The following is a 14555-nucleotide window of genomic DNA, read 5'->3' on the forward strand; positions in this document are numbered from 1 at the left end:
GCTGCTCGTCCTCGCCGGCACGGTCTGGGTGCTGATGAAGGTGATCAGCTCCGTGCAGCTGGTCGTCCTCGCCTTCGTCGCCGCGCTCCTCGTCACCGCCCTGCTGCAGCCCACCGTGGCCATGCTGCGCCGCAAGGGCCTGCCCCGCGGGCTCGCCACCGCCGTCACCGCCGTCTCCGGCTTCGTCGTCATGGGCCTGGTCGGCTGGTTCGTGGTCTGGCAGGTCATGGACAACGTCGACAACCTGTCCGACCGCGTCAAGGACGGCATCGAGGAACTCAAGCACTGGCTGCTCGACAGCCCGTTCCACGTCACCGAGCAGCAGATCAACGACATCGCCAAGAACCTCAGCGAGGCCATCGGCGCCAACGCCGAGCAGATCACCTCCGCCGGACTCCAGGGCGTCACCGTCATCGTGGAGGCCATGACCGGCATACTCCTCGCGATGTTCTGCACCCTCTTCCTGCTCTACGACGGGAAGAAGGTCTGGGAGTGGACGCTCAAGCTGGTGCCCGCCCAGGCCCGGCCGGGCGTCGCCGGCGCGGGACCGCGCGCCTGGCGCACCCTCACCGCCTACGTCCGCGGCACCGTCCTCGTCGCCCTCATCGACGCCGTCTTCATCGGCCTCGGACTCTGGTTCCTCGACGTGCCGATGGCGGTGCCGCTGGCCGTCTTCATCTTCCTGTTCGCCTTCATCCCGCTGGTCGGCGCGGTCATCTCCGGAGCCCTCGCCTGCCTCGTCGCCCTCGTCACCAACGGCGTGTTCACCGCCCTCATGGTGCTCGTCGTCGTCCTCGCCGTGCAGCAGATCGAAGGCCACGTCCTCCAGCCGTTCATCCTCGGCCGGGCCGTCCGCGTCCACCCGCTCGCCGTCGTCCTCGCCGTCGCCGCCGGCGGCCTCACCGCGGGCATCGGCGGCGCCGTCGTCGCCGTGCCCCTGGTCGCCGTCCTCAACACGGTCGTCGGCTACCTGCGCGCGTACAGCACCGAACAGGCCCTCCGCAGCACCCCGGAACCGCGCGGGGCGACGGCCTTCGCCGTGGCACCGGTCCCGGCGCCGGGCAGCGTCGAGGGGGAGCGCGCGTGATATCGGAGCCGGAGCTCGTGGGCGGGGTGGAGTTCGACGATCCCGAGGTCCTCACCGACGCCCCGCCGCCGCGCCCGCCCCGGGACCGTCGGCCCTGGCTGTGGGCGCTGGGCGGCGCGGTGCTCGCCTCGGCGGTGTGGGGCGGCGGGCTGTACGCGTACGGGCAGCGGAAGGACCCGGGCCCGGACCTGGGCGGGTACCGGACGTCGGCGGAGGAGGGCGGGCTCTGCAAGACGGCGAAGCTGAAGGCGCTCGGCGGGATCCTCGGCAAGCGGAGCGAGGACGGCTACGGGCCCGTGATCGACGATCCGGCCGTGTACGAGGCGTCCTGCTCGATGACCTTCGGCGGTCCGGACGTCGGGTACAGCGCCGACCTCACGTACACCCTGCACAAGGTGACGGACCCGGAGCCCGAGTTCACGGCGCGGGCGAAGTCCGCCGAGATCACCACACCGATCGGTGGTCTGGGGGAGCGGGCCCTCTTCAACGACGCGGGCGGCGAGGGCGGAGAGCTCCGGGTCCTCGACGGCCAGGTCGAGATCCGGCTCAGCCTCTACCGGTACGTCAACACCGACGAGAACGGGAACCCGACCGGGAAGGCCGAGCCCATCGACCTCTCCGGGATCGACGTCCCGATGACCCAGGACGTGCTGGCGCTGATGGAGGCGCTCAAGAAATGACGGAATGACGAAAGGGGCCCCGGGGTGCGAAACCCCGGGGCCCTTCTCGTACGACGGCGATGCCCTACTCGGCGAGGACCGCTTCCGCGTCGAGCGTGACGCCGACCGCCTGGATCACCGCGGCGATCTTCACGGCCTCCTGGATCGTGGCGCGGTCGACACCGGCCTGGCGCAGGACCTGCTCGTGCGAGTCCAGGCACTGGCCGCAGCCGTTGATCGCGGAGACGGCCAGCGACCACAGCTCGAAGTCGACCTTCTCGACGCCCGGGTTGCCGATGACGTTCATCCGCAGGCCGGCGCGCATCGTCCCGTACTCGGGGTCCGACAGCAGGTGCCGGGTCCGGTAGAAGACGTTGTTCATCGCCATGATCGCGGCGGCGGACTTGGCGGCCTGGTACGCCTCGGGCTTCAGGTTGGCCTGGGCCTCGGGCTCCAGCTCCTTGAGCACCTTCGGCGAGCGCGAGGCGATCGCGCAGGCGAGGACGGTGCCCCACAGCTGCTGCTGCGGGAGGTCGCTGTTGCCGATGACCGAACCGAGGTTCAGCTTCAGGTCCTTGGCGAAGTCCGGTATGGCGGACTTCAGTTCGTCGAGAGCCATGTCGGATCCGCCCTTACTCGCCGGCGAGGAGCGCGGCCGCGTCGAGGGTGCTCTCGCCCTTGTTCCAGTTGCACGGGCACAGCTCGTCGGTCTGCAGGGCGTCGAGGACCCGCAGGACCTCCTTGGGGTTACGGCCCACGGAACCGGCGGTCACCATCGTGAACTGGATCTCGTTGTTCGGGTCGACGATGAAGACGGCGCGCTGGGCGAAGCCGTCCTCGCCGCGGACGCCGCAGTCGCTCATGAGCTCGTGCTTCGAGTCGGCCAGCATCGGGAAGGGCAGGTCACGCAGGTCGGCGTGGTCCTTGCGCCAGGCGTGGTGGACGAACTCGGAGTCACCGGAGACACCGAGGATCTGGGCGTCGCGGTCGGCGAACTCGTCGTTCAGCTTGCCGAACGCGGCGATCTCGGTCGGGCAGACGAAGGTGAAGTCCTTCGGCCAGAAGAACACCACGCGCCACTTGCCCTCGTAGGACTTGTGGTCGATCTGCGCGAACTCCTTGCCGCTCTCCAGCGACACGCAGGCGGTCAGGTCGTAGGCGGGGAACTTGTCACCGACAGTGAGCACGCGCTCTCCTTGCAGGGTGGAAGGTGCCCTTTTGGGGTCTTCCGTGAGGGGTTGGACGGCCCACAGCATGGCACGGGGTGCATTGATCAGTGAAATAGCTAGAGTGGGTCGTGTTGATCGAAGGTGGTTATCAGTGGCGTCCCCGTACAGCACCCCGCACGGCCCGCACCGAGGCAAGCAGCCGAGCCTTTCGCAGCTCAGAGCGTTCGCGGCCGTCGCCGAGCATCTGCACTTCCGCGATGCGGCGGCCGCCATCGGCATGAGTCAGCCCGCCCTCTCGGGCGCGGTTTCGGCCCTCGAAGAGGCACTCGGTGTCCAGCTCCTCGAGCGTACGACGCGGAAGGTACTGCTCTCGCCCGCCGGGGAGCGGCTCGCGGTCCGCGCGCGGACCGTCCTCGACGCGGTGGCGGAGCTGGTGGAGGAGGCGGAGGCCGCCCAGGCCCCCTTCACCGGTGTCCTCCGGCTCGGCGTGATCCCCACCGTGGCGCCGTACCTGCTGCCCACCGTCCTGCGGCTCGTCCACCGCCGCTACCCCGAGCTCGACCTCCAGGTCCACGAGGAGCAGACCTCCTCGCTCCTGGAGGGGCTCGCCGCCGGACGGCTCGACCTGCTGCTGCTCGCCGTGCCGCTCGGCGTGCCCGGAGTCACCGAACTCCCCCTCTTCGACGAGGACTTCGTCCTGGTCACCCCCGAGGGGCACCCGCTGGCCGGGCGGGACGACATCCCGCGCGAGGCCCTCAGGGAACTCCGGCTGCTGCTCCTCGACGAGGGGCACTGCCTGCGCGACCAGGCCCTCGACATCTGCCGGGAGGCCGGGCGCACCGAAGGCGCCGAGGTCACCACGACCGCCGCCGGGCTCGCCACCCTGGTCCAGCTGGTCGCCGGCGGCCTCGGGGTGACCCTGCTGCCGCGCACCGCCGTGACCGTCGAGACCGCCCGCAACACCGCCCTGTGGACCGGGAGGTTCGCCGAACCGGCGCCCTCGCGGCGGATCGCCCTCGCGATGCGGACGGGCGCGGCCCGGGGCGCCGAGTTCGAGGAGCTGGCGGAGGCCCTGCGCGGGGCGATGAGGGAGCTTCCCGTACGGGTGATCCCCGGCGAGTGAGGGACGCCTGGGCCTGACTCGTATCCCCGTACGAGCGAGGACAGCAGCCGCTTGCGGTCCCGCAGTTGCTCCAGGGTCGTGACCAGGAGAGAGGCCGCCACCAGGAGCATCGTCAGGGTGGAGCCGACGAGGATGCCGGTGCGGACGCTGGAGAACGCGGCGTCGCGCTGGATGTCCTTCAGGGGGCGGACCAGGGACGTCGGATCGATGTCCGCCGCCGTGTTCCGTACGAGGTCGGCGGCGTCGGGCACGGCCGGGTCGAGCCGGACCATGGCCTGCGCGTCGGGCTCGTCGAGCGGGAGGGCGCCGATCGCCTTCGGGGTGGCGAGGACGCCGTACTGGTGCATGCCCGTCGGGTCCGGGCGGGAGTCCACGACCTTCGCCGTGGCGGGGATGCGCCACTGCGGCAGCGGCCCCTTCGGGGGCTTCGGCGCGCTCGGGTGCGGATGCGGGTCGCGCAGCGCGACCGTGGCACCGGGCCGGACCGCCCGGGTGACGAAGGAGTCGTCCGGGTTGCCCTGCCTGCCGTGCGCGAGGAAGACGAAGACGTCGCCGTCCGTGCAGGACGGGAGCGTGGCGAACTCACGGAGGGAGGCGCAGTCGCCGACCCGGAGCGAGACGCCCGGGGAGAACTCCTCGCCCTCCTTCAGGGGCCCGGGCCGCCACACGCGCGACTCGACGATGCCGGCCACGCCGGTGACGCCCTCGGTCCGCCGGAAACGGTCGATCATCCCGCGGGCCTCGTCGGCGTTCCGGGCGTCGATGTCGATCACGAGCTGGGCGCGGGAGGTGTCCTCGCCGGTGAGGTTCGTGAAGTCGCTCTCCATCGCCTGGAACAGCATCTGGAGCGCGATCGCCCCGGTCGCCGCGACCACGATCCCGCTGACCGCGCGGGCCGCCGTGCCGCTGCTCAACTGGAGCCTGCGGACCGCCAGCTGCCAGGCCACCGGGCCGGCGTGCAGCCGCTTCACGCCCGCTTCGACGAGCCACGGGAGGAGGGTGGTGAGGCCGATCAGGACGAGCGTGGTGCCGGCCACGACGCCCACGGTGTCGATGCTGGTCTCGCTCATCTGCACGTCGCCGATGAGCGGGGCGAGGAAGGCCGCGCCGGCCGCGAGGATCAGCAGCCGCCACCACAGCCGGCGGCGGCGCGGGACGGCGGTACGGACGACGCCGAGCGGCTCGATCGCCACTCCGCGCAGCGCGAAGAGGGTGACCACGACCGAGGCGACCGGGACGACGGCGAGGACGAGCACGGCGAGCGCGGTCATCGGCACGACGTCGGAGGGGTAGGCGTTGACGTCCCAGATGGTGAAGGCCCCCGCGAACTGCCGCCCCAGCGCGAAGAGTCCGAGACCCGCGAGCAGGCCGAGGAGCGCGCTCGCGAGGGACTCGCCGGCCGCGATCCGCCGGGTCATGGCGGCGTCCGCGCCGACGAGGCGCAGCGCCGCGAGCCGCCGGTCGCGCTGCTCGCCGCCGAAGCGGACGGCGGTCGCGATGAAGACGAGCACCGGCAGGAGCAGGACGACGCAGGCGACGACGACGAGGAGGATCAGGAACGCGTTCATCGGCTCCCCGGGCACCGACCAGCCGTAGCGCGCGCCGCGCCCGTCGAAGTTCTCCGGGTCGAGGAAGTCGACGTGGGCGACGTACCGCAGTTCGGCCGGTCCGATGAGTCCTGCCGGTCCGATCGTGCCGGCGACCTTGTAGGGGAGCCGCTTCTTGAGGAGGGCGCCCTCGGGGGAGTCGAGCAGCTCGCCGAGTGCGGGGGAGACCAGCATCTCGCCGGTCCCGGGGAACTTCGCGGCGCCCGGCGGCACCGGGGGCGCGTCGCCCTCGGGGCGCACCAGCAGTCCGCTGATGACGTCGTCGCGGTAGCCGGTGGTCGCGCTGAGGTGGAGGAAGGAGTCGGGCCGGGGCGAGGTGACCTCTTCGCTGCCGTCGACGGCACGGACCGCCTCCCGTACCTCCCGCTGGAAGAGCATGTTCGGGAAGGAGGCGGCGAGCAGCAGCAGGGCCACGCCGAAGCCGACGCCGGTCGCGGTCAGCAGGGTGCGGAGCAGTCCGGAGCGGCCGCCGGTGACCGCGAACCGGGCGCCGAGCGTCAGGTCGCGGGTCCAGGTGCCGAGGCTCATGCGGCCCACTCCGAGTCCCGTACCGAGCCGTCCCGTACGACGACCTCGCGGTCGGAGTAGGCGGCGACCCGGGCCTCGTGGGTGACGAGGACGACGGCGGCGCCGGTGTCCCGGGAGGCCTCGGTGAGGAGCCGCATGACCCGCTCGCCGTTGAGGGAGTCGAGCGCGCCGGTCGGCTCGTCGGCGAAGATCACGCGCGGGGCGGTGACGAGGGCGCGGGCGACGGCGACGCGCTGGCCCTGGCCGCCGGATATCTCGCCGGGGCGCTTGCCCGCGACGGCGTCGACCTCCAGGCGGGCCAGCCACTCGGCGGCCCTGGCCTCGGCGGCCTTGCGCTTCTCGCCGCCCAGGCGGAGCGGGAGGGCGACGTTCTCGACGCAGGTCAGCTCGGGGACGAGCTGGCCGAACTGGAAGACGAAGCCGAAGTCGGTACGGCGCAGGGAGCTGCGATCGCCGTCGGAGAGCGCGGTGAGCTCGCGTCCGTCGTAGGTGATGGTGCCGGCGTCGGGGCGGACGATGCCGGCCAGGCAGTGGAGGAGCGTCGACTTGCCGGAGCCGGAGGGGCCCATGACGGCGACGACCTCGCCGGCCCGGAGGGCGAAGTCGGCGCCCGCGAGGGCCGGGGTCGGGCCGTAGGCCTTGTCCAGGCCGGTGGCGCGGAGCAGGGGCGTGGAGCTCATCGACGGATCTCCTCGGCGAGCGCGTCGAGGCGGGCGGCGGTCAGTTCGAGCCAGCGCAGGTCCGCTTCCAGGTGGAAGAGGGCGTGGTCGCAGATCAGCTGGTCGGCGAGGTCGCCGTCCCGCTTGCGCCGGGTGAGCTCGCGCATCAGGCGCAGGTGCTCGGCACGCTGGACGTCGAGGAGCTCGGCGGCGCCGCGGCCGGTGAGCAGGGCCAGGACGACCTTGGTGTAGAGCGTGGACTGGAGGTACGGCTCCGGCTTCTCGGGGGTGGCGAGCCACTGGGCGACATCGGTGATGCCGGCCTCGGTGATCGCGTACCGCTTCCGCTCCGGGCCGCCGCCGGCCTCGATGCCGTCGACGACGACCAGGCCGTTCTTCAGGAGCCGGGACATGGTCGAGTAGACCTGGCCGTAGTGGAGCGGCCGGTCCTGGCCGAACTTCTCGTCGAAGGCGCGCTTGAGGTCGTAGCCGTGGCGCGGTCCGGACTCCAGGAGCCCGAGGAGGGTGTGACCGATGGACATGCCCACCACTGTACATCGTGTGTATACGCGCGATGTATAGCCGGGTGGGCCGCGTCGGTCGCCGAAGCGGCGCCGCGTCGATCACCGAAGCGCCGCCGTATCGATCACCGAAGCGCCGCCGTATCGGTCACTAAACGGAATCGACCCTTCACGCAACCATCCGGTCCTCCCGAACGTCGGTTCCTCTGGGCGTGGGTGCTGATTCTCACGTCCGGAAAAGACGTGATCGGTTGTCCTTTGTCCGCCTCGTCGGTGTTAGCTGTCTGAGCTGATCCGCCGCGGACGGGCTCAGCACCGAGGGCGCCGGACACACGACGAGCGGAGCGACTGGACACATGGGCCGACCGGACAAGGGCAAGGCGAAGAAGCGCGGCATACGCCGCCTCTTCACCTGGAAGAAGCTCCTGGGCACCTTCTTCGTGTTCTGCCTGCTCGGCATGGGCGCCCTCTACGTCGTCTACCTGCTGGTCCCGGTGCCGTCGGCCAACGCCGAGGCGACGATGCAGAGCAACATCTACAAGTACTCCGACGGCAAGATCCTCGCCCGCACCGGCAAGATAAACCGCGAGATCGTCGGCCTGGAGAAGATCCCGCTCCCGGTCCAGAAGGCGTTCGTCGCCGCCGAGAACAAGACCTTCTACAAGGACAACGGCGTCGACATCAAGGGCACCACCCGCGCCGCCTGGAACACCGTCACCGGCAAGGGCAAGCAGGGCGGCTCGACGATCACCCAGCAGTACGTCAAGAACTACTTCCTGAGCCAGGACCAGACGGCGACCCGCAAGCTCAAGGAAATGGTCATCGCCATCAAGGTCGACCAGAAGATGAGCAAGAGCGACATCCTCGCCGGGTACATGAACACGAGTTACTACGGCCGCTCCGCCTACGGCATCCAGGCCGCCGCCCGCTCGTACTACGGCGTCGACGCCACCAAGCTCACCACCGCCCAGGGCGCCTACCTCGCCTCGCTGCTCCAGGCGCCCAACCAGTACGACTGGACCTCCGCGAGCGCCACCGGCCGCAAGCTCGTCGAGGACCGCTGGAACTACGTCCTCGACAACATGGTCGGCGAGGGCTGGCTCAGCGCCTCCGAGCGCGCCGGCATGAAGTTCCCCGTCCCGCAGAAGCCCAAGCCCCTTCCCGGCATGGAGGGCCAGACCGGCTACATCGTCGAGGCCGCCAACCAGGAGCTGATGCGCCAGGGCGTCAGCGAGGAGGACATCAAGGCCGGCGGCTGGACGATCACCCTCAACATCGACGAGAAGAAGCAGAAGGACCTCGTCAAGGCGGTCGACAAGCAGCTGGAGGCCAAGCTCGACCGCAAGGGCGACAAGAAGCAGGCCACCGTCCAGGCCGGCGCCACCTCCGTCGACCCGAAGACCGGCGCGGTCGTCGCGATGTACGGCGGCATCGGCGCCACCGAGCACTGGATGTCCAACGCCACCCGCCGCGACTACCAGCCCGCCTCCACCTTCAAGCCGATCGTCCTCGCCTCCGCCGTCGACAACCACGCGGTCACCCAGGACGGGCGGAAGATCGGCCTCGGCACCGTCTACGACGGCACCAGCCAGCGGCCGGTCGTCGGCAGCCCCATCGAGTTCGCGCCGGAGAACGAGGACGACGAGAGCTACGGCCCCGTCACCGTCCAGAAGGCCACCAACAGCTCGATCAACTCGGTCTTCGCCCAGATGATCGTCGACGTCACCCCGGCCAAGGCCAAGAAGACCGCCCTCGCCCTCGGCATGAAGGACGGCGCGGGTTTCCCCGAGACCCCCGCCATCTCCCTCGGCACCATGGGCGCCTCGACCATGGACATGGCCGGCGCCTACGCCACGCTCGACAACCACGGCAAGAAGGTCACCCCGACCCTGGTGAAGACCGCCGAGCACAAGGACCGCACGGTCAAGGGCGCCCAGGCGATCGGCGAGCAGGTCATCAGCCGCGAGGCGGCCGACACCGCCACCCAGGCCATGACGGGCGTCGTGCAGAGCGGCTCCGGCTTCCGCGCCGCCGGTGACTACGAGGCCGCCGGCAAGACCGGCACCTCCGAGAACAACCGCTCCGCCTGGTTCGTGGGCTACACCCCCGAACTCGTCACCGCCGTCGGCCTCTTCGGCGAGGACGCCCAGGGCAACCAGGTCACCCTCACCGACACCATCAACCCCGGCCGCGCCAACGGTGGACGCACACCCGCCGAGATCTGGGGCGACTACACCGAGCGCGCCCTGAACGGCGGCTCGGACGCCAGCTTCGACCTGGAGACCGACGGCGCCGCCCCGGACGGCACGCTCCCGGAGCCCACCAGGACCACCGAGGCCCCGGCGACCGAGGAGCCGACCGAGGAGCCGACCACGGCCACCACGGCCCCGACCGCCCCGCCGACCTCGACGGCCACCACGCCGCCGCAGCCGACGGACGACCCCGTCACCACGCCGCCGCAGCCCACCCAGGAGCCGACGGCGACCCAGGAGCCGACGGCCCCGCCGACGTCGATCCAGCCGCCGGACGCCGGCGACCCCGTGGTGAACAGCACCACCCGCCCGCCGCGCTGACGACACGAGGCTCACGACACGAGGCTCACGGCATGAGTGAAGGCCGGACCCGCACGGGGTCCGGCCTTCGCCGTTCTCACAGGTGTACGGGCTCAGGTACGGGTCGCCAGCTCGAACCAGACCACCTTGCCGCCCGAGAGCCGGGTCGCCCCCCACCGCCGGGCAAGACGGTTCACCAGGAACAGCCCGCGCCCGCCCTCGTCCGTGTCGCGCGCCCGCCGCTGCCGGGGCAGCTGCGGGGAGTCGTCGCCGACCTCGCAGCGCAACACGTCCGTACGGAGCAGCCGCAGGGTCACCGGCCGCTCCGCGTACCGCACGGCGTTCGTCACGACCTCGCTGATCAGCAGCTCGACCGAGTCCGTCAGCTCCTCCAGGTCCCAGCGGGCGAGCGCCCGCCGGGCGAGCCTCCGTGCCCGCCCCGGGGCCGCGTCCTCCGGCTCCAGGAACCAGTACGCCACGTCGCTCGGCGCGATCCCGTCGAACCGGGCCGCGAGCAGCGCGATGTCGTCGTCCCGGTCGCCCGGACCCAGCATGTCCAGGACGTCGTCGCAGAGCGCCTCCAGGGGCGGCGAGTGGTCCGGGCCCGTCAGCTGCGCGGTCGCCGCCAGGCGCTCCCGCAGCTGCTCGATCCCCGTCCACACGTCCCGCAGCCGCGACTCGACGAGACCGTCCGTGTAAAGCAGCAGCGTGGCGCCGGCCGGGGCGTCCAGCTCGACCGCCTCGAAGTCCACCCCGCCGACCCCGATCGGGGCGCCGGGCGGCACCCGCAGCACCTCGGCGCGGCCGCCCAGGTGGAGCAGTATCGGCGGCGGATGGCCCGCGTTGGCCACGGTGATCCGGTGCGAGACCGGGTCGTACACCGCGTACATGCACGTCGCCATCCGGTCCTGGCCGAGCCGCTGCGCCTGCTCGTCCAGGTGGTGCAGGACCTCCTGCGGGGGCAGGTCGAGACCGGCCAGGGTCTGCGCCGTGGTGCGCAGCTGGCCCATGATCGCCGCCGAGGTCATGGAGTGGCCCATGACGTCGCCGACGACCAGGGCGACCCTGCTGCCGGGCAGCGGGATCGCGTCGTACCAGTCGCCGCCGACCCGCGCCGTCTCCGCCGCCGGCAGATAGCGCGAGGCCAGCTTGACGCCGGTCGGCTGCGGCAGCGAGTCCGGCAGCATCGTCCGCTGGAGCTCGTCCGCGATGTACGCCTCGCGGCCGTAGAGGACGGCCTTGTCGATGCCGAGCGCGGTGTGCGTCGCCAACTGGGCCGCGACGAGCAGGTCGTTCGGCTCGAAGCCGGCCCGCTCGGGGCGGCGCAGGAACACGGCCGCGCCGATCACCCGGCGCCGGCCGCGCAGCGGAGCCAGTATCGCGCGCAGCCCGCCGGGCAGCGGGTGTTCGGGGCCGAGCAGCTCGGTCAGGGCCGTCTTGGCGGCCGCGGAGTCGCCGAAGACCGGCCGCACCCCGCGCAGCACCTCGGCGAGCGCCCCGCCGTTCCGCACCTCGCAGAGTTCGGCTGCGGGGGTCGGGTCCGGATCGGGTACGAGGACGAGCTCCTCGCCCTCCAGATCGCTTAACCGCAGCCGGTCCGTGCGGCGCAGGCGCAGCACGAACGGCGCCACCGGCCGCTCGTCGCCCACCGGGAGCGGGTCGCGGAGGTAGACCAGGATCTCGTCGGAGAAGGTCGGCACGGTGGCCCGGCACAGGCCGAGGACGATCTCGTCCAGGTCGATGCCGCGCGCGATGCGCCGGGTCGCGGCCCCGACGAACCGCAGCCGCTCGCCCTCCCGCCGCGCGACGCCGTCCCCGCCGCGGGCCCCGCCGCCGGGACGCTGCGGGGACACGGCGACGGCCACGGCGCCGGGGTGGCCGGTGCCGCCGGGAACGCCCGGGTGTCCGGTGTCGTCGGCGGTGCCCGGACGGCCCGTACCGGCCGTCGAATCGGGGTGGTCGGTGCCGGCGGGGGAGCCGGGGTGTGCCGTACCGCCGGAAGCGTCGGGGTGTTCCGCACCGGCCGGGGCGCTCGGGTGGTCCGTGCCGGCCGGCGGGGTCGGGCCCGTCGGCTGCGCGGGCAGTTCCGGGCCCGGGGCCGCGGGGGCCGTCGGGCCGCCCGGCTGAGCGGGCAGGTCGGAGGGCAGGCCGGCGGCCGCCGCCTCCTGGCGAGGGCGCGCGCGTTCCTGCGGCCGGGCAGCCAGGGGCTGCCGGCCTTCGTGGGAGGTGGGATGCTCCGTCACGCGTGGGATTCCGTCCGTCCGGGCCGGTGGTGCGATGCACTCGCTCTTCTCGCCGATGCCGCGCCTTCGGCGGGGGTAAACCCGTCGTATGCAGCGGATCTGGACGTTCCGCGAGCTGCGGCAACGGCAGGGGTCGGAACACCCGGGCACACGTCCGGCACTGCTCTCCCCCTCGTGGATGACTTCTGGTCAGGTCCTGCGCTGTGCTGAGTCGTTGACGTGCTGTTCGGTCGGTCTGACGTGGTGTCGGATCGGTCTCTGCCGTGCGGAGGACGATCCTACGTTTGAACCCCTGGGGCGCATCAAGGGTCTCACGGCGCCGTGTGCGCCGGAGTGCGATCCCAGTCCGCCGGCAGTTCCGGAACTCGCCATCCCGGATCGGGCCGCCAGTCCTCCCAGCCGTCCGAGAACGGCGCCCCCCACGTCTTGATCCGCTCCACCGCCCGCTCCCCGGCCGCCCGCACCCGGGCGGCCTGCTCCGGGCCCATGAGGCCGGACTGCTGGGCCTGTGCGAACTCGTCCTCGTCCCGCCACAGCCAGCTGCGGTCGGGGTAGACGGAGATGTCGAGGAAGTGGTCCTCGGAGTCGACGCCGCCGGACCACCGGACCCGCGGTTCCTCCAGGTTCACGTACCAGCTGCGGAAGCGCCAGCCGCGCTCCCAGAACAGCCAGACCGACCACGGCTCGTCGGGCCGCGCCAGCTTCAGCACCCCGCTGCCGGACCAGCGCGCGCGCTCGGTGGTGCGCGGGGCCGTGTAGCGGGTGGCGAGCGGCTCGTCGTGGACGGACGTGCCGTCGGCGAGCACGGGCCGGACGCACTCGGTGTCGGGCGCCATCCAGACCGCGAGCAGCTCGGGCGTGTCCTGCACGACCGTCACCGGCCGGCAGATGTGCACCGCGCCGGTGCCGTTGCCGCGGTAGCGCCAGAGGATGTGCTCCCCAGGCGCCCAGTGCTGAGAGCCGCCCGATCCTGTCATGCGCAGATCTTAGGGGCGCGCTCCCACGACCGCTGCGGCACAGATCACGAAGGAGTCGGCTACCGGTCACGTACGACTCGGCTACCGGCCGGTCACTACCGGCCGGTCACTTCGCCGCGGTCGCCTCCACCGGCCGGTCGCTTCCACGCCGGGTCGCCTCCATCGGCCGGGTCGCTTCCACCGCCGGGTCGCCTCCACCGCCGGGTCGCCTCCACCGGTCGGTCGCCTCCACCGGCCGGTCACCTGCGGGGCACCTCCGCTACGGGTGCGTCATCCGCAGCACGTCCAGCGCCTCGTCCAGCTGCTCGACCGTGAGGTCGCCCCGCTCGACGTAGCCGGATTCGAGGACCACCTCGCGGATGGTCTTCCGCTCGGCGAGGGACTTCTTGGCGACCTTCGCGGCCTCCTCGTAGCCGATGTACTTGTTCAGCGGGGTGACCACGGACGGCGAGGACTCGGCGTACTCGCGGGCGCGGTCCACGTTCGCCGTGATCCCGTCGACCGTGCGGTCGGCGAGCAGCCGGGAGGCGTTGGCGAGCAGCCGTACGGACTCCAGGAGGTTCTTCGCCATCACGGGCAGCATCACGTTGAGCTCGAAGTTCCCGGCCGCGCCCGCCACCGCCACGGTGGTGTCGTTTCCGGTCACCTGGGCGGCGACCATGAGGACCGCCTCGGGGATCACCGGGTTGACCTTGCCCGGCATGATCGAGGAGCCGGGCTGGAGATCGGGGAGGTTGATCTCGGCGAGGCCGGTGCGCGGGCCGCTGGCCATCCAGCGCAGATCGTTGGCGATCTTGGTGAGGGAGACGGCGATGGTCCTGAGCTGCCCGGACGTCTCCACCAGGGCGTCGCGGGCGCCCTGGGCCTCGAAGTGGTCGCGGGCCTCGGTCAGCGGCAGCCCGGTGGCGCGGGCGACCTCGGCGATGACGGCCGCGGAGAAGCCGGCCGGGGTGTTGATGCCGGTGCCCACCGCCGTGCCGCCGAGGGGGAGTTCGGCGAGGCGGGGGAGTGCGGCGCGGAGCCGTTCGGCGCCGTACCGGACCTGGGCCGCGTAGCCGCCGAACTCCTGGCCCAGGGTGACCGGAGTGGCGTCCATCAGATGCGTACGGCCGGACTTCACCACCGTCGCGAATTCGGCTGATTTTCGCTCCAGGGAGGCGGCCAGGTGGTCGAGCGCGGGGATCAGGTCGCGGGTGACGGCGGCGGTGGCCGCGATGTGGATGGAGGAGGGGAAGACGTCGTTCGAGGACTGCGAGGCGTTGACGTGGTCGTTGGGGTGGACCTCGCGGCCCTCGGGGAGCCGCTCGGTGGCGAGGGTGGCGATCACCTCGTTGGTGTTCATGTTGGACGAGGTGCCCGAGCCGGTCTGGAAGACGTCCACGGGGAAGTGCTCGTCCCAGCGCCCCTCGGCGACCTCCCCGGCCGCCGAG

General features: G+C 71.9%; 11 protein-coding genes and 1 pseudogene. 4 read left to right on the top strand and 8 right to left on the bottom strand.

Going from position 1 to position 14555, the window contains the following annotated elements:
• Both CCN56_RS29915 and CCN56_RS29920 read left to right on the top strand, forming a co-directional pair.
• The coding region (locus tag CCN56_RS29915; RefSeq protein ID WP_107484245.1) for an AI-2E family transporter at positions 1-1087 on the top strand (1087 nt) is incomplete at its 5' end.
• Positions 1084-1767, top strand: a complete 684-nt coding sequence (locus tag CCN56_RS29920) for a hypothetical protein (RefSeq protein ID WP_086831069.1) — start codon at positions 1084-1086, stop codon at positions 1765-1767. The genes CCN56_RS29915 and CCN56_RS29920, both read left to right, overlap by 4 nt.
• Before the next feature lie 64 nt (positions 1768-1831).
• Here the strand turns inward: CCN56_RS29920 and CCN56_RS29925 are convergent, their stop codons facing one another.
• Together CCN56_RS29925 and CCN56_RS29930 are read right to left on the bottom strand one after the other, a co-directional pair.
• Entirely contained in the window at positions 1832-2365 is a 534-nt protein-coding gene (locus CCN56_RS29925; RefSeq protein ID WP_030222466.1) for an alkyl hydroperoxide reductase, read from the bottom strand.
• A 13-nt stretch (positions 2366-2378) separates the two neighbouring features.
• Positions 2379-2933: a peroxiredoxin gene (locus CCN56_RS29930; RefSeq protein ID WP_086831070.1), complete on the bottom strand. Its 555-nt coding sequence runs from the start codon at positions 2931-2933 to the stop codon at positions 2379-2381.
• 133 nt (positions 2934-3066) lie between these two features.
• On the opposite strand from CCN56_RS29930, the gene CCN56_RS29935 reads away from it, so the two are divergent.
• Complete coding sequence (locus CCN56_RS29935; protein ID WP_086831071.1) at positions 3067-4038, top strand: hydrogen peroxide-inducible genes activator; 972 nt, start codon at positions 3067-3069, stop codon at positions 4036-4038.
• Positions 4039-5249: 1211 nt separating this feature from the next.
• Here CCN56_RS29935 and CCN56_RS45990 read toward each other — a convergent pair.
• The 3 genes and pseudogenes from CCN56_RS45990 to CCN56_RS29950 all read right to left on the bottom strand — a co-directional run.
• A pseudogene (locus CCN56_RS45990) lies at positions 5250-6173 on the bottom strand (FtsX-like permease family protein); the annotation flags it as partial.
• Positions 6170-6853, bottom strand: a complete 684-nt coding sequence (locus tag CCN56_RS29945; protein ID WP_086831072.1) for an ABC transporter ATP-binding protein — start codon at positions 6851-6853, stop codon at positions 6170-6172. The pseudogene CCN56_RS45990 and the gene CCN56_RS29945, both read right to left, overlap by 4 nt.
• The gene (locus CCN56_RS29950) at positions 6850-7374 is read right to left on the bottom strand and encodes a PadR family transcriptional regulator (RefSeq protein ID WP_086831076.1); all 525 of its coding nucleotides are present in this window, start codon (positions 7372-7374) and stop codon (positions 6850-6852) included. The genes CCN56_RS29945 and CCN56_RS29950 overlap by 4 nt, the downstream gene beginning before the upstream one ends.
• Positions 7375-7709: 335 nt before the next feature.
• Between CCN56_RS29950 and CCN56_RS29955 the strand changes: the two genes are divergently transcribed.
• Entirely contained in the window at positions 7710-9926 is a 2217-nt protein-coding gene (locus CCN56_RS29955; protein ID WP_086831073.1) for a transglycosylase domain-containing protein, read from the top strand.
• Positions 9927-10018: 92 nt separating this feature from the next.
• On the opposite strand, the gene CCN56_RS29960 is transcribed toward CCN56_RS29955, so the two are convergent.
• From CCN56_RS29960 to CCN56_RS29970, 3 genes are all read right to left on the bottom strand, one after another.
• Positions 10019-12148: a SpoIIE family protein phosphatase gene (locus CCN56_RS29960; protein ID WP_179200030.1), complete on the bottom strand. Its 2130-nt coding sequence runs from the start codon at positions 12146-12148 to the stop codon at positions 10019-10021.
• 311 nt (positions 12149-12459) lie between these two features.
• The gene (locus CCN56_RS29965; RefSeq protein ID WP_086831074.1) at positions 12460-13125 is read right to left on the bottom strand and encodes a DUF402 domain-containing protein; all 666 of its coding nucleotides are present in this window, start codon (positions 13123-13125) and stop codon (positions 12460-12462) included.
• Between the two features lie 259 nt (positions 13126-13384).
• On the bottom strand, positions 13385-14555 hold a 1171-nt coding region (locus CCN56_RS29970), incomplete at its 5' end, for a lyase family protein (protein ID WP_086831075.1).

The sequence above is a fragment of the Streptomyces sp. NRRL B-24572 genome, assembly GCF_002156145.1.
GTDB classification, from domain to species: Bacteria; Actinomycetota; Actinomycetes; order Streptomycetales; family Streptomycetaceae; genus Streptomyces; species Streptomyces vietnamensis.